Source organism: Plantibacter sp. 2H11-2 (assembly GCF_050031945.1).
Lineage (GTDB): Bacteria > Actinomycetota > Actinomycetes > Actinomycetales > Microbacteriaceae > Plantibacter > Plantibacter auratus.
The window spans coordinates 34,506-59,459 of record NZ_JBNBBL010000008.1; the positions used below are offsets into that span (position 1 = coordinate 34,506).

The following is a 24,954-nucleotide window of genomic DNA, read 5'->3' on the forward strand; positions in this document are numbered from 1 at the left end:
GTACGGCCGCGACAGCATCCGCTCCACATGCGTGACGCCTGCCGGACAGTCGGACCCGGGTTCGATCGAGGCTTGCTCCATGACCCACATCGTGCAGGCCAATGCGGCCGAAGACCTCCTCGCCCTCATCCCCGGACTCGTCGGAAGCACTCCGAGATCGAGTCTCGTCGTCGTCCTGTTCGCGGGCCGTCACAGCCGCGGCGCACTCCAGGTGCACCTGCCGGCCGGAACGGACGTCGACCGGCAGGTGGCGGACGCCGCCGCGGAGCGCGCCCTCGGATTCGCCTGCCGGGCCCCGGGTGTCGACGCCATCGTGCCCGTGGTCTACACGGACGACGCGTTCGGAGCAGGGGCGGAGCCGCCGGGCAGGACCATCGCCGACGCTGTCCTCGAGCTGGCGAGCGCACAGGGGTTCACGGTCAAAGACGCGCTCTGCTCGGCCGCTGACGGCTGGGGCTCATACCTCGACCCTGCACTCCCCGCCGGAGGGCGCTCGCCGGGGATCGTGACCTCGGCGGCGGTCCCGCCGGTCCCACCGCTCCCGTGGGAGCTCGTCACGACCGAGGTCCCGCGGGTGGACGTGGCGACGTTCGCAGCCGTCGACCTCGAGTACCGGGTGCTCTGCGCTCGACTGGCCTCCATGCTCGACGCGGCCGCCGATCACGCGCGCACGACCTGGCGGATCGACGTCGGAGACGCCGTGGAACGACTCGACGGCATTCCTGCGGTCTTCGAGGACGCGCTCGCCCGCGGCGTCGATGCGATGACCGCTCGGGAAGTGGCCTTCCTGTTGCTGAGCCTGTCACGCCCGTGGGCGAGCGATCTCGCACTCATGCAGTGGGCGTTCGGGCGCGAGCTGGGCGAGGAACTCGACGACGCCGAACGCGCGTACGGGCATCTGCCGGTCGGGACGGACGACCCGGAGGTGTTCCACCGGGTCGCCCACCTGCTGGTCGGCGACGGACCGCATCCCGACGTCCAGCGCATCCGTGCGGCGAGCAGCCTGCTCCTCGGTGTCGCGGCGCGAGCGTCGGAGTCGGCACGCGTCGCGCCGCTCGCCATGCTCGCCTGGCTGTCGTGGGCGCTCGGCCAGAGCACGCGCGCGACCGCCTTCCTCGCCGAGCTGGTCGACGAGGAGCTGGACCACCCGCTGGCGGCGACCGTCGGGTCGCTGATCCGCCAGGGGCACCTCCCGGCCTGGGCGTTCTGCAGCACCCCGGGAACACACGACGGCGTCGCCGCCCCCAGCGATCAGCCCGCCGCGTGACGCTCGAGGAAGTCGTAGACCTCGGAGTCGTCGACGCCGGGGAAGGTGCCGCTCGGCAGCGGGGAGAGGATGTGGGTGTGCAAGCGGGCGCTCGGCCAGGCCTGCTCCCGCCACTTGTCGGCGAGGTCCGACGGCGGTCGACGGCAGCAGGTCGGGTCCGGGCAGGTGGAGACCGCACGCGTCGTGGTCTCCCGTCCGCGGAACCACTTCGCCTCGCCCCAGGGCACGCCGACCGAGATCGAGAACTCCCCGGCCTCGGTCGTGCCGGTCTGCGTCGCGCACCAGAAGGTACCGGCCGGGGTGTCGGTGTACTGGTAGAGCTCCGTGGTGCGGTTCGTCCGCGCGAAGGCGTTCCGCGCGCTCCACTTCCGGCACACGATCTGGCCCTCCACCGCGCCCGTCACGTCGACGGGCAGCGGCAGCGCATCGTTCTCATAGGCCTTCGAGATCGCCCCGTCCTCGGAGACCCGCAGGAAGTGCAGGCGCATGTCGAGCCGGGCGGTCGCCAGGTTGGTCAGGCGCAGCGCCGCGGCCTCATGGGTGACCCCGAAGGCGTCGCGGAAGTCCTCGACGGCCAGGTTGCGATCGCGCTTGGCCTGCTGCAGGAACGACACCGCGGCCGTCTGCGGCATGAGCGCCGCCGCAGCGAAGTAGTTGATCTCGAGCCGTTGCCGGAGGAACTCGGCGTAGCTCGTCGGACGCTGGTGCCCGAGCAGGCGGTGCGCCATCGCCTGCAGGGCCATGGACCGCAGGCCGTGCCCGCCGGGGATCGACGCCGGTGGCAGGTAGATGCGCCCGTTCTCGAGATCGGTGACGCTGCGCGCGGAGTGCGGCAGGTCGTTGACGTAGATGAGGTCGAAGCCGAGCTGTTCCGCCATGATGCTCACCGTGCGGTGGGTGAGTGCGCCGGTGCTGTGTCCGGCACGCAGCACGCGCGACTCCGCGAGTTCCTCGATCTCGGGCAGGTGGTTGTCGCGCTCCCGCATCCACTCCCGCAACTCGGTGTTGGCACGCCGCGCCTCCTCCGGGGTCGCGATCGCCTCGCTCGCGTGCCGCTGCAGTTCGCGGTGCAGGCCCACGAGTGCGCGGAGGGCCTCGTCCGGGATGCCCTTCGACGGCTTGACGATCGGCAGGGTCAACTCGCCGTAGAGGGCACTGCGCTGGAGGCGGTCCAGCTCGATCTCCAGCGCCGCGCGGGGGTTCGGTGCCTCCTTCGACAGGAGGTCGGTCAGGTCGACCCCGAGCGCGGTCGTCAGCTCCTGCAGCACCGACAGCTTCGGCTCGCGCTTCCCGTTCTCGATGAGGGAGAGCTGGCTCGCCGCCAGCCCGACCCGTTCGCCGAGGTCATCGAGGGTGAGGCCTCGCCGGGTCCGGAAGTGCCGGATCCGATGGCCGAGCGTGAGGAGTTCGGCAGCGGCGTTCGATGCGGGAGTCGGCGTCATTCCTTCACCGTATCGAAAGAACCCCGATTCTTGAAGGGTGAAAGACCGTGAAGATCGACCGATACGGGCGCATGGTGGCTCTACGACCACTTCTTGACCGTCCCACCAACGCCGGAGGAACGCATGTCCATCGCAGCACTGATTCCCGACACCGCACCCGCTCCCGCCGCCCGCGCGGAGCTCCGAGCGGTGCCCCGCCCGAAGCGCAGCGGCCTCGCCGAGCTGCACGCCTGGGTCGACGACCTGGCGGCCCTCCTGGAGCCGTCCGCGATCCACTGGGTCGACGGCTCCGCGAGCGAGTCGCACCGGCTCACCCACCAGCTCGTCGAGGAGGGGAAGCTGATCAAGCTCAACCCGGAGTGGCGGCCGAACAGTTTCCTCGCCCGCAGCGATCCGCGCGACGTCGCGCGCGTCGAGGACCGCACCTTCATCTGCTCCGAGCAGGAGGAGGACGCCGGCCCGACGAACAACTGGCGCGATCCCGTGGCGATGCGCGACGAATTGCACGGGGTCTTCGCCGGCAGCATGCGCGGCCGCACGATGTACGTCGTGCCGTTCTCGATGGGCGCGGTCGGCGGACCACTCTCGCAGCTCGGCGTGCAAATCACCGACTCGGCGTACGCGGTCCTCAGCATGGGCATCATGACGCGGATGGGCGACCGCGTCCTCGAGCTCATCGCCGACGGACAGCCGTGGGTCCGGACCGTCCACTCGGTCGGCGCTCCGCTCGAAGCAGGGCAGGCCGACGTGGTCTGGCCATGCAACGACACCAAGTACATCGTCCAGTTCCCGGAGACGCGCGAAGTGTGGTCGTTCGGTTCCGGCTACGGCGGTAACGCACTCCTCGCGAAGAAGTGCTTCGCGCTGCGGATCGCCTCGGTCATCGGACGCGACGAGGGCTGGCTGGCCGAGCACATGCTGCTGGTCCGGGTCGTCTCGCCGGAAGGCCGGGCGTTCCACATCGCCGCCGCGTTCCCCTCGGCCTGTGGCAAGACCAACCTCGCGATGCTGCGGCCGACGATCCCCGGGTGGACGGTCGAGACCCTCGGCGACGACATCGCATGGATCCGGCCCGGCGACGACGGCCGTCTGTACGCCATCAACCCGGAAGCAGGCTTTTTCGGGGTCGCACCCGGCACGGGCGCCGGCACGAATGCGACAGCCGTCGACACCCTGTGGGGCAACACGATCTTCACCAACGTCGCGCTCCGCGACGACGGAGACGTCTGGTGGGAGGGACTGACCCCCGAGCCGCCCGCCCACCTCGTCGACTGGCAGGGGCAGGACTGGACGCCCGAGTCGGGGCGCCCGGCGGCCCACCCGAACTCGCGGTTCACCGTCGCGGCGGCGCAGTGCCCGTCGATCGCCGACGACTGGGACGCGGCCGACGGCGTCCCGCTCGACGCGATCCTCTTCGGCGGGCGTCGTGCCACGAACGTCCCGCTCGTGGTCGAGGCCAGCAGCTGGGAGCACGGCGTGTTCATGGGTGCGACGATCTCCTCCGAGCAGACCGCCGCCGCCGAGGGCACGGTCGGGGAGCTCCGTCGCGACCCCTTCGCAATGCTCCCGTTCTGCGGCTACAACATGGCGGACTACTGGAGTCACTGGTTGCGGGTCGGCGGTGCACTCGAGCACGGCAAGGCGCCGCGGATCTTCCAGGTCAACTGGTTCCGGAAGGACGCCGACGGCTCCTTCCTGTGGCCTGGCTTCGGCGAGAACTCGCGGGTCATCGAGTGGATCGTGCGGCGGCTCGAGCACGAGGTCGACGCACGGGAGTCGGCGATCGGCCGGTTGCCCGTCCTCGACGAGCTGAACCTCGACGGCATCGACGTGCCCGAGGCCGACCTCGACACCCTGTTCGCCGTCGACCGTGAGTCCTGGCTCGTCGAGTGCAACCTCACCGAGTCCTTCTTCGACACCTTCGGCAACCGCGTCCCGGCCGCCCTCCGTGCGGAACTCGCCGCCCTGCGCTACCGCCTCCGGTCCTGATGTGTCTGCTCGCTCGCCCGACCACGGTCGGGCGAGCGGAGCGTCACACGAGGAGCTGGTGCTTGGCGAGTTCGCGGTAGAGCGGGACCTCGGTCACGAGGTCGCTGTGGGTGCCGACGCCGACCACCCGACCCTCCTCGAGGACGACGATCTGATCGCTGTCGACGACGGTCGAGAGCCGGTGCGCGATGACGATGAGCGTGCGTCCCGTCGCGACCGCGTCGATGGCCTCGCGCATCATCTGCTCGTTGACGCCGTCGAGGCTCGAGGTCGACTCGTCCAACAACAGGATCGGGGGAGCAGCGAGGATGGCGCGCGCGATCGCGAGGCGTTGCCGCTCGCCACCCGACAACATGATGCCGTCCTCGCCGACCGGGGCGGCGAGACCGAGCGGGTTGCGGTCGAGGACCCCGCCGAGGTTGACCGCGTGCAGCACGCGCTCGCAGTCGGCGTCGCTCGCATCCGGTGACGACAGCAGCAGGTTGTCGCGCAGCGTGCCGGCGAGGACCGGGGCGTCCTGCTCCACGTACCCGATCTGGTCCCGGAGGTCGGCGCGGGGGATCGTGCGGATGTCGACGCCGCCCAGGCGGATGGCACCGGCCGTCGGGTCGTAGAACCGTTCGATGAGCCCGAGAATGGTGCTCTTGCCGGCGCCGGACGGTCCGACGAGCGCCGTACGCCTGCCCTGCATCGCCGCGAAGGACACTCCACGGAGCACCTGCCGACCGAGCGCGGACTGCGCCTCGGTGAGTCGGGCGGCATCGGCGGTGACGACCTCCGGCGCGCTGGTGCCCTCACTCAGCGCCTCGGTCGCGAGCGCCTCCGCTGCGGCCCGTTCGCGCTCGATGACCGCCGCGTCCGGGTAGGCGAACTCGACCCCGTCGAACTCGATCGCCGGCGCGGACGCTGAGGCGGTCCCGGGACGCCCGACCCGCGCGGCGATGGCCGCGTCGTCATCGCCCTCGTCGGGCAGGTCGAGGATCTCCTGGATCCGGCCGAGCGCTCCGAGCGCCTGGTTGACGCTCGTGATCGCGCCGAAGGCCTGGCCGAGCGGCATGATCATCATGAACAGGAAGAGGATGAACGCGACGAGACTCGCGATGGTGATGGCCCCGGACGCGACCCGGAACCCACCGACGCCCAGGACGACCAGGAACGAGGTCTGCATGGCGATGCCTGCGACCGGGACGACCAACGAGGAGATCTTCGCGATCCGCACGCCCACGCCGTAGACCTCCTTGGCCACGCCGTCCACCGCGTCGATCTCGCGGTCGGTCGCGTTGGACGCCCGGATGGTGCGGATGGAGCTGATGGCTCGCTCGACCGCGGCGGCGAGCTCACCCACCTTGGTCTGCTGCTCGCGGCTGGCGACGCGGATGCGTCCGCTCAGGGCGACGACCACGACGACCGAGACGATGACGACGAGGAGGGTGAGACCGAGCAGGACGGGGTCGATGATCGCCATGGCGATGAGCGCGCCGAGGAAGGTGATGGCACCGCCGACGGCGTCCACGAAGCCCTGCGTCAGGACGGCGTAGAGCATGGTCGTGTCGCTGCCGACCCGCGAGACGAGGTCGCCCGTCCGGCGCGTGTCGAACTGGCTGATCGGCAGCCGGAAGATGCGCGCGATCAGCTGGCGCCGGGAGGAGTAGACGACCCCGGTGCCGGCGCGCTGCAGGAGGTAGTGCTGGTACCCGCTGATGACGCCGGAGACCACGACGAGCCCGACGAGGAGCCACGCCAGGTTGCCGAGCGACCGGCCCGCCTCGACGACCCCGATCACCTGGCTGACGATGAGCGGCTGGGCGAGTGACGCGGCCGCTCCGATGACGCTCAGGATGATGACGACGATGAGGATCGAACGGTGCTCGAAGATGTACGGCATGAGCTGCTTGAGGCTCGCGCGGGGACCGTCGTCCTTCGGTCGGCTGAACGGGTTGCGGCTGCGTGCCGGGCGCGCTGGGGTGCTCATGGTGCTCTTCCTCCGAGGTGCGGTGCGCGGCTCCGAGACGTCCATGGCGACGGCGCACCGTGGTTCAACTCTAGGCGACGGTCGCACGCGCCGAGCCCGAAGCCGACGCACCGAGCGCGGACGCACCGAGGGCCGGTGCGCGGAGACGTCCTCCACGCACCGGCCCTCGGTGGTCGCCTCGATCAGGCGTCGATGTCGACGTCCTTGGTCTCCTTGGAGACGATGAGGGCGACGAGCGTGATCAGGGCCATCGCCGAGAGGTAGACGCCGACCCAGAACGGGCTGCCGCCGCCGGCGCTCCACAGCGCGACGGCGATGAACGGTGCGACCGCGGCACCGAGGATCGACGACACGTTGTAGGAGATCCCGGACCCGGTGTACCGCACGTTCGTCGGGAACAGCTCGGGCAGCAGGGCGCCCATCGGTCCGAAGGTGAACCCCATGAGGCTGAATCCGATGATGAGCCAGATCATGACCCCGGTGAACCCGGCGCCGAGCAGCGGGACCCAGACGAGACCGAACACGAGGATCGCGCTCGTCACGACGATGAGCGTCTTGCGGCGTCCGTACTTGTCGGCGAAGGGACCGGACACGAGCGTGAAGATCCCGAAGAAGACCACGCCGGCGATGAGCATGAGCACGAAGGTCGTGTAGCTGTAGCCGAGCCCGGCGACCGGGGCGTCGAGTGGCGCACGGCCGTAGCTCAGGGAGAACGTCGTCATCAGGTAGAAGAGCACGTAGGTGGCGAGCATGAAGAAGGTGCCGAGGAGCAGCTTGCGCCAGTGCAGCTTGACGACGCTCGCGAGCGGCGACCGCTGCACCTTGCCCTGCTCCTTCGCGTTCGTGAACGCGTTGCTCTCGACGAGACGGAGACGGACCCAGAGGCCGACGATGACCATGACGACTGAGAAGAGGAACGGGATGCGCCAGCCCCACTCGAGGAACGCCTCGGACGGCATTGACGGGTCGTCGCTCGGCAGGATCGCCGCGATGATCAGGAACAGTCCGTTGGCGATGATGAAGCCGATCGGCGCACCGAGCTGCGGGAACGTGCCGAACAGGGCACGCTTGCCGGTCGGCGCGTTCTCCGTCGCGACGAGGGCGGCGCCCGACCATTCGCCGCCGAGCGCGAAGCCCTGACCGATGCGGAGGATCACGAGGAGCAGCGGGGCGACCCAGCCGACGAGCTGGTAGGTCGGCAGCAGGCCGATGAGGAAGGTCGCGATCCCCATGGTGAGGAGGGCGCCGACGAGGGTCGCCTTCCGACCGCGTTTGTCGCCGAGGTGCCCGAAGATGACGGCACCGACGGGGCGGGCCACCATCGCGGCGCCGAACACGGCGAAGGAGGCGAGGAGACCCGCGGTCGGGTCCTCACTCGGGAAGAAGAGGTGCGGGAAGACGAGGACGGCGGCCGTCGCGTAGACGTAGAAGTCGTAGAACTCGATCGTCGTGCCGATGAGGCTGGCGAGGACGACTCGGGAGCGCGGATTGACCGGGGCCTTGGTGACTGGGGTTGCTTCGAGAGACATGCGTGCGCGTTTCGGTTCGGGAATGGACGCCGTCGAAGCATCAGCACCGGTCGCGCACGCCCGCCGACGACGGCAGGATCAGAGGTTAGCCCGCTTGTGGCAGGACCATGACACTGTACGCCGAAGTACGGCATTCCGGTATTCGGTTGCCCGGAAGGGCGTGTACCGATACCGGAATGCCGCGTGATGCGCCTCTGCTCGGCTCAGCCGCGCAGCTCGCGGAGGACGATCGCGGTCGCGACGGCGGCATCGGCGGCCTCCGCCCCCTTGTCCTCCTTCGACCCGGGCAGCCCTGCGCGGTCGAGCCCCTGCTTCTCGTCGTCGAGGGTGAGCACGCCGAAGCCGACGGGCTTGCCCGTCTGGATGCTGACCTGCGTCAGGCCATTCGTCGCGGCGTCGGAGACGTACTCGAAGTGCGGCGTGCCGCCACGGATGATGACCCCGAGTGCGACGACCGCGTCGGCCCCGGCCTCGAGGGCGGCCTTGGCGACGACCGGGAGTTCGAAGCTCCCGGGGACCCGCACGAGGCGGTGGTTGGCGCCGCTCGCATCGAGGGCCTTGACTGCTCCGGCGATGAGACCGTCGGTGATGGTCTCGTGCCAGGTGCCGGCGATGACGACGATGTCGAGGCCGGTGCCGTCGACGCTGATGGTGGGGGATCCTTCGCCGCTCATGCGGTCTCCTGTCTTCTTCCCTCGAGCGCGTCGAGGGGTTGGTGGTGTTCTCGCTCCTCGAGGGAATCGAGGGCGGCGGTGGACTACTGGTGGGGGTGCGGTTCGGGTGCGAGCTCGAACCCGATGCTGTGGCCCATGCGGTCGCGCTTCGTCTCGAGGTAGCCCTCGTTGAACAGGCCGACGCCGACCACCAGGGGGACGCGCTCGCTCACGGCGATGCCGTGGTTCGTGAGCTGTCGCTCCTTCTCCGGGTTGTTCGAGAGCAGGCGCACGGAGGTGATGCCGAGGTCCGTCAGGATCGCGCTCGCCGCCGTGTAGTCGCGGGCGTCGGCCGGCAACCCGAGCGCGAGGTTGGCGTCGAGGGTGTCGAGACCGTCCTCCTGCAACCGGTAGGCGCGCAGTTTGTTGACGAGGCCGATGCCGCGCCCTTCGTGCCCGCGCAGGTAGACGACGACTCCGCCGTGGCGCTGGATGGTGTCCAGAGCACTGTCGAGCTGCGGACCGCACTCGCACTTGAGCGAGCCGAACGCCTCGCCGGTCAGGCACTCGGAGTGGACGCGCACGAGCGCACCGGTGGCCTGCGGGTCGCCGGCGATGATGGCGACGTGGTCGGCACCGGTCCTGCGGTCGCGGTAGGCGCGCAACCGGAACGAGCCGTGCGTGGTCGGGACGGTCGTCTCCACCTCGAACGACACGTTCGACGATTCGGGGATGGCCGCCTGGGCGGCGCGTTCCTCGGCGCAGACCGCAGCCGCATCGGGGTTCTCCTCGAGGAAGGCGATGAGTGCGGCGATCGTCGTGACGAGCACGTCCTCCCGCTCCCCGAGCGCGATGAGGCCGGGCAGGCGCATCATCTCGCCGTCGTCGGCGACGATCTCGGAGATCGCCCCGACGGGGACGAGCCCCGCGAGCTTCATGAGGTCGACGGCCGCCTCCGTGTGGCCGTCGCGCTCACGCACCCCGCCGTCGACGGCGCGCAACGGGACGATGTGTCCGGGGCGCGAGAGACTGGCGGGCACGGACGCCGGGTCGGCGAGCACGCGCAAGGTGTGGGCGCGGTCGGCGGCGCTGATGCCGGTGCTGAGCCGGTCGGCCGCGTCGACCGTGACGGTGTACGCGGTGCCTCTGGGGTCCTCGTTGAGCGCGACCATCGGCGGGAGGGCCAGGCGGTCGGCGATCTCGTTCGTCATCGGCGCACAGATGAATCCGGAGGAGTGTCGGACCGTCCACGCGATCCACTCCTGGGTGGCGGACTCCGCGGCGAGGATCACGTCGCCCTCGTTCTCTCGCCCTTCGTCGTCGGCCACGATGACCGGTCGGCCCTGGCGGAGTGCCGCGAGGGCCTCCGGGATGCTGGCGATGCTCATGCGTTGCCCCTTCCGGTGGCGGTGGTGCCGACCGGGTCCGCGGACTGCGGATCCTGGCCGATGCTGCTGGGGAATGCCGACTCGAGACGGCTGAATGCGAGCATGCGCTCGACGTGCCGGGCGAGGATGTCGGTCTCGAGGTTCACACGATCGCCGGGGACCCGCTCACCGAGCGTCGTCGCGGCCAGCGTCTCGGGGATGAGGGACACCTCGAACCAGGCTTCCGGTGCGTCCGGTGCGCTGATGGCGCTGACGGTGAGCGAGACGCCGTCGACGGTGATGGATCCCTTGTTGACGACGAGCGGCGCGAGTGCCGCGGGGAGCGAGACGCGCACGACGCGCCAGGCCTCGCCGGGCACCGTGGCCAGGACGGTGCCGGTGCCGTCGACGTGACCTTGGACGATGTGGCCACCGAGGCGGTCGCCGACGCGGGCCGCGCGTTCGAGGTTGACCGGAGATCCGACCGTGACGCCGTCGAGGGAGCTCATCGCGAGGGTCTGGGCCATGACGTCGGCCGTGAACGTCTCGCCGGTCTGCTCGACGACGGTGAGGCAGACACCGCTCACGGCGATGGAGTCCCCGTGCCTGGTGCCCTCGAGGGCGAGCGGGCCGCGGACGGTGAACCGTGCCGAGTCCTCGCCGTGGTCGATGGCGACGATCGTGCCGAGTTCTTCGATGATGCCCGTGAACATGGGTGGTCCGTTCTCTGGGGGTCAGGCGGTGAGGTGGCGGGCGGCCGAGGCGGAGGCGCTGCGGTCGGGTGTCGTGATGACGAGGAGGTCGTCGCCGAGTGGTTCGACGCCGACGGTGGTGAGGCGGATCGCTTCGCCGATGGTGTCGACACCGAGGTCGCCGATCGCGAGGCGAGGGCCGCCGAGGAGCACCGGGGCGAGGTAGGTGAGGACCGTGTCGGCGAGTCCTGCGCGGAGGAACGCCGTGGCGATGGTCGGGCCGCCCTCGATGAAGACGCTCCGGACGCCCGCGGCGCGGAGCTCGGCTAACAGCGCAGCCGGATCATGCCCGTGGTGGACGACGACCGGCCGGGGGTGGCGGTGGACGGCGGCGTCCAGGGGGATCTGGCGACCGCCCATGACGACGGGCAATGGCTGCTCGGGCAGGAGGTCGCCGCGGTCGTCGCGAGCGGTGAGGCTCGGATCGTCGGCGAGGACCGTCCCCGTGCCGACGAGGATCGCATCGTGGGCGGCCCGTCGACGGTGGACGTCGTCGCGCGCGGCGTCGCCGGTGATCCAGCGGCTCGTGCCGTCGCTCGCGGCGATCCGCCCGTCGAGACTCGAGGCCCACTTCACCGTGACGAGCGGACGGCCGAGGCGGGCGGTGGTGAGCCAGTCACCGAGGAGGTCCTCCGCCGGTCCGGCGAGCACACCGCCGACGACGGTGACGCCGCCGTCGCGGAGTCGTTCCGCTCCACCTCCGGAGTGGTGGCCGGGGTCGTCCACGGCGAACACGACGCGCTCGACACCGGCCTCGAGGAGGGCGACGGCACACGGTCCGGTCCGGCCCGTGTGGTTGCAGGGTTCCAGGGTGACGACGGCCGTCGCGCCGCGGACCGCTCCGGGAGCGAGGCGGGACAGGGCGTCGACCTCCGCATGCGGGGTGCCGGCTCCACGGTGCCAGCCCTCGGCGATCACGGTGCCGTCAGCGTCGAGGATGACGCAGCCGACGCGGGGGTTGACCCCGCGGGCGGGGCCGTTGGCGGCGAGTTCGAGCGCGCGCAGCATGGCCTGCTCCTCGCGGACACTCGCCTGCGGTGCCTCGGTTCCTGCGCTCATCTGTCCGTCATCTCGGTCGGTACTGACACGAGTTCCGGGGTCGCGGGCAGGTGCTCGCCGGCGTCGACCATCGGCCGACACCCGTGCTTCCTTCCATCCGGACTCGAACGCCGTCTGCGAGCAGACGCGTTCATAACCGTCGGTCCTGGAGTTCCACCAGGTCAACCGGGCCTCGCTTGCGCGAGACACGGGTCGCGGACTATCACCGCCGGTTCGGACTCTCACCGACCCCGGAGCACGTTACGTGTTGTCGATTCTAGGTCAACGGGCTGAGTGGGGGCCCTATTCCCGGTTCGGATGACGCCCGGTTGCAGCGCCTGACGCGGCCGGGGTCAGCGCTGGGCGTCGTGCTGGTCGATCGCCGCGCGGGCGGTCCCCTCGTCGACCACGAGGTCGGAGATGAGCCCGCCCGCCAACGCCCCGAGGAGCGGGGGCACCTTGGCGGCTCCCGCGACCACGCAGATCCGACGGGAGACGCCGCGCAGCACGTCGAGGTCGGGCCCGGACGCACGATTGTTGAAGGGGATGTCGCGCCAGGAACCGTCGGCGCGGAAGAACACGGTCGCGACGTCCCCGACCGCGCCGGCGCTCGCGAGCGCCTCGAAGTCGCTGTCGTCGAGGTAGCCGCCGACGTAGACGTGGCTGGGCACCCCCGAGAGCTGCGAGCCGAGACCGAACAGCGCGACGTCCATGCGGCGTTGGATCTCGAGCACGCGTCGGATGCTGCGTTCCCGCCAGAGGGCCAGCTTGGTCGACGGGTCGTCGAAGAAGGCGGGCACCGCGAACTGCTGCGCGTAGGCCCCGTAGGCGTCCGCGTACCGATGCAGGATCTCACTCGCGTAGAGGATGCCCGAGGTGCGCGTGTTGGCCGCACCGTTCAGCTGGACGATCTGCGAGTTGTGGGTCCGCTTGGGGGTGAGGTGCCTCGCCACCGCACTCACGGTCGAGCCCCATGCCAGGCCGAGCGTCATGTTCGAGTCGAACACCGAGCCGAGAAAACGTGCAGCCGAGAGGGCGACCCGCTCCAGACGGTCGATGTCGCTCGTGTGGTCGGGGACCGGGACGATGTGGGCGGTCACGCCGAACCGGTCGCGGAACTCCGCCTCGAGCCGCGACGGCATGTCGTGCGGGGAGCGCACCTGGATGTCGACGAGCCCGCTTTCCCGCGCATATCCGAGCAGGCGGGAGACCGACGACCGGGAGGTGTGGAGCTCCTGGGCGATGGCCTCCATGGTGAGGTCCTGCACGTAATACAGCTGTGCGGCGCGGAGCGCCTCGGCCGTCCGGTCCGGCTGGCTGAGCGCGTCTGCGAGCGACATCGGGTCTCCTTGCACGTTTGTTCACTAGGGCTGTTCAGAGTTGCAGCGGGTGTCACGATGTATTCAGTCACATCATTCAGCGGCGCGCAATCCCGGCAGCGTCGCGTACCAACCGCGAAGAAGCGAGGCATCTCATGTCCCTCAAGTCGTCAGCTCCCCGTTCCACCGTCCAGTCCGTCATCGACCGCCCGCAGGCGTCGGTGCTCATCATCGGCGGCGGCATCAACGGCATCGCGACCTTCCGCGACCTCGCGCTCCAGGGCGTCGACGTCACGCTCGTGGAACGCAACGACTGGGCCTCCGGCGCCTCTGCCGCGTCGAGCCACATGATCCACGGCGGCATCCGCTACCTCGAGAACGGCGAGTTCCGTCTCGTCCAGGAGTCGGTGCAGGAGCGCAACGGGCTCATCAAGATCGCCCCGCACTACGTGAAGCCGCTCGAGACCACGGTCCCGATCTTCTCGACCTTCTCCGGCATCCTCTCCGCACCGCTGCGCTTCCTCACCCACAAGCAGGGCAAGCCGCAGGAGCGTGGTGCGCTGCTCATCAAGGTCGGCCTCACCGCGTACGACTCCTTCTCCCGCGACGGTGGCAGCGTGCCGCGTCACCGCTTCCACGGCCGGAAGAAGTCCCTCGCCGACCTGCCGAAGATGAACCCGGGCCTCAAGTACACGGCGACCTACTACGACGCCTCCATGCACGACCCGGAGCGTCTCGCACTCGACGTCCTCATGGACGGCCTCGCCGCCGGCCCGCACGCCCGTGCCGTCAACTACGTCGAGGCGGTCGGCATGGGAGCCGACGGCGTCGAGCTCCGCGACACCGTCACCGGCCAGACCTTCACCGTGACGAGCGACGTCGTGGTCAACACCTCCGGCCCCTGGACCGACCTCACGAACGCCGGCCTCGGCGAGCCGACGACCTACATGGGCGGCACGAAGGGCTCGCACATCGTCCTCGACAACCCGGAGCTCTACGCGGCCACCAAGGGGCGCGAGATCTTCTTCGAGCACGAGGACGGCCGCATCGTCCTCATCTACCCGCTCAAGGGCAAGGTCATGGTCGGCACGACCGACATCGACGCCGACCCGAGCACCCCGAGCGTCTGCACCGAGGAGGAGGTCGACTACTTCTTCGACCTCGTGAAGCACGTCTTCCCGACCATCGCGACCTCGCGCGAGCAGATCGTCTACCGGTTCTCCGGCATCCGCCCGCTCCCGAAGCACGACGACGAGGCCCCCGGCTTCGTGTCGCGCGACTACCGGATCGAGCGCCGGGCCGCCGCTGCACGTCCGTCCACCACCGTCTTCAGCCTCGTCGGTGGCAAGTGGACCACCTTCCGGGCCCTCGCCGAGCACCTCAGCACGGACGTGCTCAACACCATCGGGGCCCCGCGCCCCGTGGAGACCCTCGGCCTCGCGATCGGCGGCGGCGCCGGCTTCCCGCGCACCGACTCGGCGACGCGCACCTGGGTCGCCGCGCACGAGGACGGCACCGGTGCCAAGCGTGCCGAGCAGCTGCTGGGCCGGTACGGCACGAAGGCCGCCGCACTCCTCGAGCACCTGTCGGAGCACGGCGACGACCGCTTGCAGGGCGCTGCCGACTACAGCGTGCAGGAGCTGGAGTACCTCGTCGAGCAGGAGCAGGTCGTGCACCTCTCCGACGTGCTGCACCGTCGCACGAGCCTCGCCTTCACCGGATCGCTGACCGCCGGCCTCGTCGACGAGATCGCCCGCGTCGTCGGCGGTGTCCTCGGGTGGGACGACGCCGAGCGGACCGCGCAGATCACCGCAGCGCTCGACCGCCTGCGCGACGCCCACCAGGTCGACCTCCGGGTCGACGCCGCCAAGGAGGCCCCGGCGTTCTCATAATGCACGAATGTGCAGGCAAGGCCCTTGTCCTGTGCAACAGGAGCTGGCTACCTTACAAGCAACTGGTCAGTGCAACCTCGCCCAGCGGGGGCTCGCGCCTCGGCGTCGGCCCCCACACGGCCACACCTATGAAAGGTCAATGAAGACATGAACCTCGGAACCATCTTCCTCTCCGAGACCGTGGGGACGGCGATGCTCGTCCTCCTCGGTACCGGTGTGGTCGCCACGGCGATCCTCACGAAATCCAAGGGCCTCGGTGGCGGCTGGCTGCTCATCAACTTCGGTTGGGGCCTCGCGGTCTTCGCCGGTGTCACGGTGTCCTACGCCTCCGGCGGACACCTGAACCCCGCCGTCACGATCGGCTTCCTCACCACGGGGTCGATCGACTTCGGTACGGCGCTCGTCTACTGGGCGGCGCAGATGGTCGGTGCCTTCATCGGTGCCGTGCTGACGTACTTCGCCTTCAAGCAGCACTTCGACCAGGAGGAGGACCCGGGCAAGAAGCTCGGTGTCTTCTCGACCGGTCCGGAGATCCGCAGCTACGGCTGGAACCTCGTGACCGAGGTCATCGCGACCTTCGTCCTCGTCTTCGTCGTGATGTCCTTCGGCAAGACCGGCCCCGACGCGGTGGTCATCGAGGGCGTCCCCGGGGGACTCGCAGCCCTGGGCGCCCTTCCCGTCGCCCTGCTCGTCGTCGGTATCGGTGCCTCCCTCGGTGGCCCGACCGGCTACGCGATCAACCCGGCACGTGACCTCGGTCCGCGCATTGCCCACGCCCTCCTCCCCATCAAGGGCAAGGGCAAGAGCGACTGGTCCTACGCCTGGGTGCCGGTCGTCGGCCCCCTGCTCGGTGGTGTCCTCGCGGCCCTCGCCTCGATGGTGCTGCTCCCGGCCGTCTGACCTGACGCTGCGGCGGTGACCGGACACGATCACCGCCGCGGCACCCCGGGGTACCGGTTCCGGTGCCTCACCTCGCAACGCACGCAACGAAGGAGTATCCAATGGCGGACTACGTCATCGCAATCGACCAGGGGACGACGAGTTCCCGGGCCATCGTCTTCGACAAGAGCGGATCGATCGTCTCGACGGGCCAGCTCGAGCACGAGCAGATCTTCCCGAAGGCCGGCTGGGTCGAGCACAACCCGAACCAGATCTGGAACAACACCCGCGAGGTCATCGGCCAGGCGCTCAGCAAGGCCAACATCACCCGGCACGCCATCGCGGCCATCGGCATCACGAACCAGCGCGAGACCGCCGTCGTCTGGGACAAGACCACCGGTCAGCCCGTCTACAACGCGATCGTCTGGCAGGACACGCGCACCCAGGACATCGTGAACCGCCTCGCTGCGGACGGCGGCGTCGAGCGCTTCAAGAAGACCGTCGGCCTGCCGCTGGCGACCTACTTCTCCGGCACGAAGATCGTCTGGATCCTCGAGAACGTCGAGGGTGCTCGTGAGAAGGCCGAGGCGGGCGACCTCCTCTTCGGTACGACCGACAGCTGGGTCATCTGGAACCTCACCGGTGGTGTCAACGGCGGCGTGCACGTCACCGACGTCACCAACGCCTCGCGCACGCTCTTCATGGACCTCGAGACCCTGCAGTGGGACGACGAGATCCTCAAGGCGTTCGGCGTCCCGAAGTCGATGCTCCCGGAGATCAAGAGCTCCTCCGAGATCTACGGCCACGCGTCCGACGACAGCCTCCTCCGCGAGACGCCGATCGCCGGCATCCTCGGCGACCAGCAGGCGGCGACCTTCGGGCAGGCGGCGTTCCAGCAGGGCGAGGCCAAGAACACCTACGGCACCGGTAACTTCATCATCTTCAACACCGGTGAGGAGATCGTCCACTCCGAGAACGGTCTGCTGACGACGCTCGGCTACAAGCTCGGCGACGCGAAGCCGCACTACGCGCTCGAGGGCTCGATCGCCGTGACCGGTTCGCTCGTCCAGTGGCTGCGCGACAACCTCGGCATGTTCTCCTCCGCTCCCGAGGTCGAGGCGCTCGCCAAGACCGTCGAGGACAACGGTGGCGCGTACTTCGTGCCGGCGTTCTCCGGGCTGTTCGCGCCGTACTGGCGTCCGGACGCCCGCGGTGCGCTCGTCGGGCTCACCCGGTACGTCAACAAGGGCCACATCGCCCGGGCCGCCCTCGAGTCGACCGCGTTCCAGACGGCCGAGGTCATCGACGCCGTCAACGCCGACTCGGGTGTCCCGCTGACGGAGCTCAAGGTCGACGGCGGCATGACCGCCAACGACACGCTCATGCAGTTCCAGGCCGACATCCTCGGTGTGCCGGTCATCCGCCCGGTCGTCGCCGAGACCACGGCGCTCGGCGCTGCCTACGCGGCCGGTCTCGCCGTCGGCTTCTGGTCCGACCTCGACGACCTCGCGAAGAACTGGCAGGAGGACAAGCGCTGGGAGCCCAACATGGACTCCGCGGAGCGCGACCGCCTCTACCGCAACTGGAAGAAGGCCGTCACGAAGACCTTCGACTGGGTCGACGACGACGTGCAGTAGTCCCGACCGACCGGAACGGCCCGTCCTCCTCGCGGAGGGCGGGCCGTTTTTTCGTACGTCCTCGTGCCGCTTCCCGCAGGGTGCACCTGCGCACAACTCCTGCAGCTGGAGGACCGACTCGGGAGCAACCGCGCCATTCCGCCTGCCCGCGCCGACCGGGCCGGTCAGGCGCAGGAGTTCTGCGCGAACTCGCTGCCTCCCGCGAGACTCGCTCCGACCTCATCTCGTCGAGATGGGTGTCCCACATGCGCATAACTCCTGCTCCTCGCTGCTGCGGCGCCTCCCTGGGGTCGATCCTGAGCGTTGGCCAGTGGCCAGCAGGAGTTGTGAACCGCGCGCGACGGTGACGCCCTGACCGTGACCCTCCTCCACAGTGCTCCCGTAGTCCTCGACCGACGACGACGCAGCCGCGTGAGACCGACCGCTCGATCGGTGCCCCGAACCTCGATGGATGGACAGTGCAGCTTCCGGTCACACGATCCTCACCCGCTCGACGCTTCTCGAGGAAGGTATGCGACCGCGTGAGATCACCCAGGCGGTGCGTGACGGAACGATCGTTCGCGTGCGGCGCGATCGATACGCGCTCCCCGGAGTACACGATGACATCCGTGCCGCAGTGCGCATCGGGGGGAGGCGAGCGTGCCTGTCCACCCTGGCCGCCCGTGGTGTGTTCGTGTTCGACGCCACCCGGGTCCATGTGCATGTGGACCGCAGCGCCTCACGACTTCGCGGACCGCGGGCGGAGGACCGACGGCTGGCTACCAGCGATCGACGGGAGTTCACTCTCCACTGGCGACCGCTTGATCAGCCGTGCGGCACGTTCGACTGCGACGTGTCGATCATCGACGCACTGGCCCAGTCCATCCGGTGCCAGTCGCCGCGGATGGCACTCGCGACGCTCGACAGCGCGGTCCATCTCGGGTTGGTGGATGAGCCCGACCTCCGACGAGTCTTCGCCCTGGTGCCCGAACGCTTTCGTGCGCTCATGGCGTTGATCGATGGACGCGCCGAGTCAGGTCCGGAGACACTCCTGCGCTTGATCGTCCGCAGCCTCGGTCTGTCGTACGAAGTGCAGCCCCGTCTGGCGGAGGGTGGACGCGGTGATCTCCTGGTGGCTGAGTCATTGTTGATCGAGGTCGACAGTCGAGCCCATCATGAGGGGTGGTCGCACGCCGTCTCCGACCGCACCCGCGACCTCAGAGCCGCCTCGCGCGGGCTGATGACGTTGCGACCGCTCTACCAGCACGTGGTGCATGAGCCCGGGCTCGTCGCGGCAGCGATCACCGGTCTGATCGGGGACGTACGCACAACTCCTGCTCACCGCGTGGGTACTCCACGGGCCGCGCGGTGAGTGCGGTGTGTGCGGGCTTGCGGACAGTGACAAGCAGGAGTTGGGAACGGACGGCGGGATCAGGCGCGGCGGAGGAGTCCGACGCGGTCGTAGACCTCGGCGAGGGTCTGCTCGGCGACCTCGGTTGCGCGCGCGGCGTTGACCGCGAGCAGGCGGTCGAGCTCGGCGGGGTCGTCGAGGAGCTCGAGCGCGCGCGCACGGACCGGCTCGAGTTCGCCCACGACGACCTCGGCGAGACCCTTCTTGAGGTCGCCGTAGCCACGACCCTCGAACTCGCCGACGACGGCCTCGATGGGGGAGCCGGTGATCGCGGAGTAGATGCTCAGCAGGTTCGAGACACCGGGCTTCTCCTGTGCGTCGAAGGCGATGACGCCATCGTTGTCGGTGACCGCACGCATGATCTTCTTCTGCGTGACCTTCGGCTCGTCGAGCAACCAGATGATCCCCGCCGGGGTCTCGGCGGACTTCGACATCTTCGACGTCGGGTTCTGGAGGTCGTAGATGCGCGCGGAGTCCTTCTGGATCTGCGCCTTCGGGACGACGAAGGTGTCGCCGAAGCGGGCGTTGAACCGCTCGGCGAGGTCGCGCGTGAGCTCGATGTGCTGCCGCTGGTCGTCGCCGACCGGCACGATGTCGGTCTGGTAGAGCAGGATGTCCGCCGCCATGAGGATCGGGTAGGCGAAAAGCCCGACCGACGAGGCGTCGCGCCCGTGCTTGGCCGACTTGTCCTTGAACTGCGTCATGCGCGCGGCCTCGCCCATGCCGGTGATCGTGTTGAGCACCCAGGCGAGCTGTGCGTGCGCCGGGACGTGCGACTGGACGTACAGGGTCGACGCGGAGGGGTCGATGCCTGCGGCGATGTACTGGGCGGCCGTGCGACGGGTCTTCTCGCGGAGCTCGGCGGGGTCCTGCGGCACCGTGATCGCGTGCAGGTCGACGATGCTGAAGAAGGCGTCGTGCTCCTGCTGCATCTGCTTCCACTGCAGGAGGGCACCGATGTAGTTGCCGAGGTGGAGCGAGTCGGCGGAGGGCTGCATGCCGGAGTACAGGCGTGGCTTGGTCATGTGGGTTCTCGCAGAGGGATGAGCGGCCGGAGCCGGGGCACGGAGTGGTGGGGTGGCGGGATGCCGAAGGGTCAGACGGCGTAGTCGACGACGACGGGGGCGTGATCGGACCATCGCTGGTCGTACGCCGCGGCGCGGTCGATCGTGTAGCCGGACGCGAGGGCCGCGAGCTCGGGGGTGGCGAGCTGGTAGTCGATGCGCCAGCCGGTGTCGGTGTCGAAGGCCTGGCCGCGCTGGGACCACCAGGTGTAGGGACCGGGGACCTGGCCGGCGGACTGACGCCCGATGTCGACCCAGCCGAGGCCGGTGCCGGTCACGCCGTCGACCCCCGTCACGGTCTCGCCCGCCGGGCCGAGGTAGCGGTCGAAGTAGGACCGCTCGGCAGGCAAGAAGCCGGCACGCTTGACGTTGCCCTTCCAGTTCTTGATGTCGAGCTCGGTGTGGCCGACGTTGAGGTCGCCGACGACGAGGGACAGCGGGTTGTGCTCGCGCAGCGCGGGCAGCCGCTCGAGCATCGCCTCGAGGAAGCGGAACTTCTCGACCTGCTTGGGGGTGTCGACCTCGCCGGAGTGCACGTAGGTGCTCACGACCGTGACGAGGGTGCCGTCGATGTCGAAGTCGGCCTCGATCCACCGACCCGCGCTGTCGAAGTCGTCGGCTCCGAGGGCGACGCGGTGGATGCCCGCCGAGCGACGGCTGACGATCGCGACGCCGGCGCGCCCCTTGGCGGTCGCGGCATCGTGCAGGATGTTCCACTCCGGTCCGAAGAGCGTCTCGAGGTCGCTCGTCGCGGCGCGGACCTCCTGCAGAGCGAGGATGTCGACCCCGCGGTCTTCGAGCCAGTCGCCCATCCCCTTGCGGAAGGCCGCGCGGACTCCGTTGACGTTGACACTGGCGATGCGGAGGGGTGCAGACATGCCTCCAGCTTAGTCGCGGGGGCCGACAACGCCCTGGCCCCGGCGCCCGCCCTGGCGTCGGCGATGGGGCGGGTCCGACGCGTCCGCTGCTGGCGACTCGGGGGCTTCGCCGTGCTCTCGGATGAGGTCGGCCGAGGCCTCCTCGGCGTGCCGGACGCGCCGGCGGGCGAACCAGACCGCCGGGCCCTTGGCGCGCCGAAGGGATCCGCGAGCCTCCCGCAGTTCCGCCTCGGCGATCAGCCTCCTGGCCGCCAGCTCTTCGGCCGCCTGCTCCTCCGGCGTCGTCGTGCGCACACTGATGCCCTGGTCGTCGAGCCCCACGGCGATCCAGGCGGCGGAGGCGAGGATGACGCGGCTCACGAGGTTGAACCACAGCATGAGGCCGATGAACACCGCGAAGGTCGCGAGCAACGGGTTCCGGGAGGCCCCGGCGATCACCGCACTGCTCGCGACGCTCAGGAGTGAGAGCACCAGGCTGCCGAGGAGCGCGCCGCCGAAGAGGTTGCGCCACGGGATCCGGATCCGGCTGAGCACGCGGTACATGGCGCCGAGGGTGACGAGGTTCACGACCACCGCGACGACCAGCCCGACGACCCGGCTGCCGACGGTCACCCAGAAGGTGCCCTCCAAGCCGACCAGTGACAGCAGCCAGCTGAGTGCCTGTGTGCTGGCGACCGACAGCGTCGCGGAGACGAGGAGGAGGACGCCGAAGGCGAGCGCCAGCACGAGGTCGACGACCTTCAGCAGGAAGAAGCTCGCGGCGACCTTCGGGAGCGCGAAGATCGACCTGACCGCCTGCCGGGTGTAGTACAACCAACCGATCGCCGTCCAGATGAGACCGACGGCGGCGATGACCCCGGTCCAGCCGAGCAGCGAGGCGCTCGACAACTGCTCCTCGGCGATGATGCCCTCGCCGTCGGTGCCGATGAGGCCGGGGACGGCGCGGTTGATGATCTCCACCAGCGCCTGGAAGACCTCGGCGTTGTTGCCGAGCCAGATGCCGGTGATGGCGAATCCGACGTAGACCGCGGCGAACACGGCGAAGACGGCCTGGAAGCTGATCCCGGCGGCCAGGAGGTTGCCGTCCATGGCGAGATACCGATGGATGACGCGATAGGGCTTCAGCCGCATGACCCACGTCGTGGCGCGCTCCGCTCTCGCCGCGCGGGGCGCGAGCCGTCGGATGAACGAGTTCTCGCTGTTCTGGATCCATTGGAACACGAGTGGCGGTGGCGTCTGTTGGAGCCGCACCCTGGGGGTCGTACCGGCGTCCGGCGCGTCGGCGGAGTCCTTCCTCGGCGCACGCGGATTGGTCACCGGACCAGCCTACAAGCGGGCCGGACCGGGGGAGAGGCGGTGCACTAGGGTCGAACCATGCGCGAGGCGGAGGGGCAACGCACCTTCACCGGCACCGGCGTCGGACGCGGCGTCATCGCCGGTCCCGTGCTCCGCATGCCGGAACCGCTGCCCGAACCGAGCGCCGACCCGTTCGGCGGGGACGTCACGCTCGAACAGGCCCGGGCCGTCGCGGCGCTCAGCGCGACGCGGGCCGACCTCGAGGACCGGGCTCGACGAGCCGGCGGACATGCGCAGGACGTGCTCGAAGCGCAGGCGGTCATGGCGGACGACCCGGCGCTCGCGGAGGACGTCGCAACGCGCATCGCGGCGGGGCGTTCCGCGGAGCGCGCCGTGTTCGAGGCCCTGGCGACGGTCCAGCAGGTCCTCTTCAACCTGGGGGAGCCGATGGCGGCGCGCGCGACCGACGTCGGTGACGTCTCGCAACGGGTCATCGCGCGGTTGCTGGGCCGACCTGTCCCCGGACCTCCCGAGTCGGACGAGCCGTTCGTCCTCGTCGCCACGGACCTCGCTCCGGCAGACGCCGCGCTCCTCGATCTCGAGCGGGTGCTGGCACTCGTCACGAGTGGCGGCTCGGCGACCTCGCACACGGCCATCCTCGCGCGCGAGCAGTCCCTCATCGCCGTCGTGGGCGTCGCAGGAGCCGAGCAGTTCGAGGACGGTGAGATCGTCCTCGTCGACGCCGGAGCCGGGGTCGTCACCGGGTCGCCGACGAAACGCGAGGTGCGGTCCGCCAGGTCCACCGCGGCCGAGCGCGTGCGGGTCTCACCGCGCTCACCGGGCGAACTCGCCGACGGCACCCCGGTGCCCCTGCTCGCGAACCTCGGGTCCGTCACCGGTGCGGCCGGTGCCCTGGCCCTCGGCGCCGAGGGGGTGGGGCTGTTCCGCACCGAGCTGCTCTTCCTGGACCGCGCGGAGGCGCCGGGCGTCGCCGAACAGGCTGACCGCTACGGCGAGTTGCTCGCGGCGTTCCCGGGCAAGCGGGTCGTCGTCCGGGTGTTCGACGCCGGAGCCGACAAGCCGCTCGCCTTCCTCCGACCGGACGAGGCCGAGGCCAACCCGGCGCTCGGGGTGCGGGGCATCCGGGCGCTCCGCGCACGTGACGAGGTGCTCCGAGACCAGCTCACGGCGCTCGCGCTCGCACAGGACGCCCACGAGGCGGACCTCTGGGTGATGGCCCCGATGATCGCCGACCTCCCCGAGGCCGCGGCGTTCGTGACCCTCGCGAAACGGCTCGGGCTCCGCACGGTCGGGACGATGATCGAGGTGCCGTCGAGTGCGCTGCTCGCCGCGCAGATCCTCGGGGTCGCGGACTTCGTGAGCATCGGCACCAACGATCTGACGCAGTACACGCTCGCGGCGGACCGTCTCCTCGGGCCGCTCGGCTCGTATCAGGACCCGTGGCACCCCGCCGTGCTGCGGCTCGTCAAGCTCGTCGGCGACGCCGGTCTCGCCTCCGGGCGCTCGATCGGCGTCTGCGGGGAGGCGGCAGCGGACCCGGCCCTCGCGGTCGTGCTCGTCGGCCTCGGGGCGACGAGTCTCTCGGTCACCCCGGCCGCGCTCGGCGACGTCCGGAGCGAGTTGCGACGCTACACGCTCGAGGCGGCTCGTGCCATGGCCATGGACGCCCTGAGCGCCGCGTCACCGGCTGAAGCCAGAGCTGCCGCGCTGGCCTGACGTCGCTCGACGAACAGGTCGCCCTGCACGAACACGTCCGGCCCAGCGCAGTGCGCTGGGCCGGACGGATGAACCGGGTGTGGGCTAGGAGACCTTGCCGGAGATCATGGCCTGCTTGACCTCGGCGATCGCCTGCGTGACCTGGATGCCGCGGGGGCACGCCTCGGTGCAGTTGAAGGTGGTGCGGCAGCGCCACACGCCCTCCTGGTCGTTGAGGATGTCCAGGCGGACCTGCGAGGCGTCGTCGCGGGAGTCGAAGATGAAGCGGTGCGCGTTCACGATCGCCGCCGGGCCGAAGTACTGGCCGTCGGTCCAGAACACGGGGCACGACGAGGTGCACGCGGCGCACAGGATGCACTTCGTGGTGTCGTCGAAGCGGGCGCGCTCGGCGACCGACTGCACGCGCTCCTTGTTCTTCTCCGCAGGCTTGCCGGGCATGAGGAACGGCTGCACCTCGCGGAACGACGCGAAGAAGGGGTCCATGTCGACGACGAGGTCCTTCTCGAGCGGCAGGCCCTTGATCGCCTCGACGTAGATCGGCTTCGAGATGTCGAGGTCCTTGATCAGCGTCTTGCAGGCGAGGCGGTTCCGTCCGTTGATCCGCATGGCGTCGGAGCCGCAGATGCCGTGCGCGCAGGAGCGACGGAACGTGAGGGTCCCGTCCTGTTCCCACTTGATCTTGTGGAGCGCGTCCAGGATGCGGTCCGTCGGGAACATCTCGACGTCGAAGTCCTCCCAGCGAGGCTCGGCGTCCACGTCCGGGTCGAATCGACGGATGATCAGGGTGACCGTGAAGGACTGGATCTCCTCCGGTGCTGCTGCCGGCGGGTTCTCGAGCGTTGCAGTGCTCATC

General features: G+C 69.7%; 19 protein-coding genes and 1 riboswitch. Of the genes, 7 read left to right on the forward strand and 12 right to left on the reverse strand.

Annotated elements, in window-relative coordinates; all coding sequences use genetic code 11:
* Positions 1 to 79: 79 nt before the first annotated feature.
* Complete coding sequence (locus tag ACQG07_RS15220; protein ID WP_426738710.1) at positions 80 to 1,267, forward strand: DUF4192 family protein; 1,188 nt, start codon at positions 80 to 82, stop codon at positions 1,265 to 1,267.
* Here ACQG07_RS15220 and ACQG07_RS15225 read toward each other — a convergent pair.
* Positions 1,252 to 2,709 carry a helix-turn-helix transcriptional regulator gene (locus ACQG07_RS15225; protein ID WP_124769726.1) on the reverse strand — a complete coding sequence of 486 codons (1,458 nt, stop codon included), beginning with the start codon at positions 2,707 to 2,709 and terminating at the stop codon, positions 1,252 to 1,254. The genes ACQG07_RS15220 and ACQG07_RS15225 overlap by 16 nt on opposite strands.
* Before the next feature lie 123 nt (positions 2,710 to 2,832).
* On the opposite strand from ACQG07_RS15225, the gene ACQG07_RS15230 reads away from it, so the two are divergent.
* Positions 2,833 to 4,698, forward strand: coding sequence for a phosphoenolpyruvate carboxykinase (GTP) (locus tag ACQG07_RS15230; RefSeq protein ID WP_426738711.1), 1,866 nt, complete (start codon positions 2,833 to 2,835; stop codon positions 4,696 to 4,698).
* A gap of 43 nt (positions 4,699 to 4,741) precedes the next feature.
* On the opposite strand, the gene ACQG07_RS15235 is transcribed toward ACQG07_RS15230, so the two are convergent.
* The 7 genes from ACQG07_RS15235 to ACQG07_RS15265 form a co-directional block, all read right to left on the reverse strand.
* Positions 4,742 to 6,670 carry an ABC transporter ATP-binding protein gene (locus ACQG07_RS15235; RefSeq protein WP_192018481.1) on the reverse strand — a complete coding sequence of 643 codons (1,929 nt, stop codon included), beginning with the start codon at positions 6,668 to 6,670 and terminating at the stop codon, positions 4,742 to 4,744.
* A gap of 182 nt (positions 6,671 to 6,852) precedes the next feature.
* Positions 6,853 to 8,199: an MFS transporter gene (locus ACQG07_RS15240; protein ID WP_079707347.1), complete on the reverse strand. Its 1,347-nt coding sequence runs from the start codon at positions 8,197 to 8,199 to the stop codon at positions 6,853 to 6,855.
* Between the two features lie 203 nt (positions 8,200 to 8,402).
* Positions 8,403 to 8,873 carry a 6,7-dimethyl-8-ribityllumazine synthase gene (ribH, locus tag ACQG07_RS15245; protein ID WP_426738712.1) on the reverse strand — a complete coding sequence of 157 codons (471 nt, stop codon included), beginning with the start codon at positions 8,871 to 8,873 and terminating at the stop codon, positions 8,403 to 8,405.
* Between the two features lie 83 nt (positions 8,874 to 8,956).
* The gene (ribA, locus tag ACQG07_RS15250; RefSeq protein WP_159879471.1) at positions 8,957 to 10,240 is read right to left on the reverse strand and encodes a GTP cyclohydrolase II; all 1,284 of its coding nucleotides are present in this window, start codon (positions 10,238 to 10,240) and stop codon (positions 8,957 to 8,959) included.
* The gene (locus tag ACQG07_RS15255) at positions 10,237 to 10,932 is read right to left on the reverse strand and encodes a riboflavin synthase (protein WP_426738713.1); all 696 of its coding nucleotides are present in this window, start codon (positions 10,930 to 10,932) and stop codon (positions 10,237 to 10,239) included. Before ACQG07_RS15255 ends, ribA begins: the two co-directional genes overlap by 4 nt.
* Positions 10,933 to 10,953: 21 nt before the next feature.
* A complete protein-coding gene (gene ribD, locus ACQG07_RS15260) occupies positions 10,954 to 12,030 on the reverse strand; it encodes a bifunctional diaminohydroxyphosphoribosylaminopyrimidine deaminase/5-amino-6-(5-phosphoribosylamino)uracil reductase RibD (protein ID WP_274500649.1) in 1,077 nt (358 codons plus the stop codon).
* An 80-nt stretch (positions 12,031 to 12,110) separates the two neighbouring features.
* Positions 12,111 to 12,272: riboswitch (FMN riboswitch) on the reverse strand.
* Positions 12,273 to 12,362: 90 nt separating this feature from the next.
* Positions 12,363 to 13,349 (reverse strand): sugar-binding transcriptional regulator, encoded by a 987-nt coding sequence (locus ACQG07_RS15265; protein ID WP_064294816.1) that lies wholly within the window; start codon positions 13,347 to 13,349, stop codon positions 12,363 to 12,365.
* 134 nt (positions 13,350 to 13,483) lie between these two features.
* On the opposite strand from ACQG07_RS15265, the gene ACQG07_RS15270 reads away from it, so the two are divergent.
* From ACQG07_RS15270 to ACQG07_RS15285, 4 genes are all read left to right on the forward strand, one after another.
* Positions 13,484 to 15,220, forward strand: coding sequence for a glycerol-3-phosphate dehydrogenase/oxidase (locus tag ACQG07_RS15270; protein ID WP_274500652.1), 1,737 nt, complete (start codon positions 13,484 to 13,486; stop codon positions 15,218 to 15,220).
* Between the two features lie 147 nt (positions 15,221 to 15,367).
* Entirely contained in the window at positions 15,368 to 16,120 is a 753-nt protein-coding gene (locus tag ACQG07_RS15275) for an MIP/aquaporin family protein (protein WP_079002885.1), read from the forward strand.
* 101 nt (positions 16,121 to 16,221) lie between these two features.
* The gene (gene glpK / locus ACQG07_RS15280; protein WP_079707342.1) at positions 16,222 to 17,736 is read left to right on the forward strand and encodes a glycerol kinase GlpK; all 1,515 of its coding nucleotides are present in this window, start codon (positions 16,222 to 16,224) and stop codon (positions 17,734 to 17,736) included.
* A 451-nt stretch (positions 17,737 to 18,187) separates the two neighbouring features.
* Positions 18,188 to 19,087: a hypothetical protein gene (locus ACQG07_RS15285; RefSeq protein WP_426738714.1), complete on the forward strand. Its 900-nt coding sequence runs from the start codon at positions 18,188 to 18,190 to the stop codon at positions 19,085 to 19,087.
* A 59-nt stretch (positions 19,088 to 19,146) separates the two neighbouring features.
* Here the strand turns inward: ACQG07_RS15285 and trpS are convergent, their stop codons facing one another.
* The 3 genes from trpS to ACQG07_RS15300 form a co-directional block, all read right to left on the reverse strand.
* On the reverse strand, positions 19,147 to 20,151 hold the full coding sequence (gene trpS / locus ACQG07_RS15290; protein WP_159879465.1) for a tryptophan--tRNA ligase: 1,005 nt from the start codon (positions 20,149 to 20,151) through the stop codon (positions 19,147 to 19,149).
* Between the two features lie 71 nt (positions 20,152 to 20,222).
* The gene (locus ACQG07_RS15295; RefSeq protein ID WP_079707339.1) at positions 20,223 to 21,068 is read right to left on the reverse strand and encodes an exodeoxyribonuclease III; all 846 of its coding nucleotides are present in this window, start codon (positions 21,066 to 21,068) and stop codon (positions 20,223 to 20,225) included.
* 9 nt (positions 21,069 to 21,077) lie between these two features.
* Positions 21,078 to 22,385 (reverse strand): YihY/virulence factor BrkB family protein, encoded by a 1,308-nt coding sequence (locus ACQG07_RS15300; protein WP_426738715.1) that lies wholly within the window; start codon positions 22,383 to 22,385, stop codon positions 21,078 to 21,080.
* Positions 22,386 to 22,442: 57 nt separating this feature from the next.
* On the opposite strand from ACQG07_RS15300, the gene ptsP reads away from it, so the two are divergent.
* Positions 22,443 to 24,101 carry a phosphoenolpyruvate--protein phosphotransferase gene (gene ptsP / locus ACQG07_RS15305; protein WP_426738716.1) on the forward strand — a complete coding sequence of 553 codons (1,659 nt, stop codon included), beginning with the start codon at positions 22,443 to 22,445 and terminating at the stop codon, positions 24,099 to 24,101.
* 84 nt (positions 24,102 to 24,185) lie between these two features.
* Here ptsP and ACQG07_RS15310 read toward each other — a convergent pair whose 3' ends face one another.
* Positions 24,186 to 24,953: a succinate dehydrogenase iron-sulfur subunit gene (locus ACQG07_RS15310; protein WP_064294822.1), complete on the reverse strand. Its 768-nt coding sequence runs from the start codon at positions 24,951 to 24,953 to the stop codon at positions 24,186 to 24,188.
* Position 24,954 lies beyond the last annotated feature (1 nt).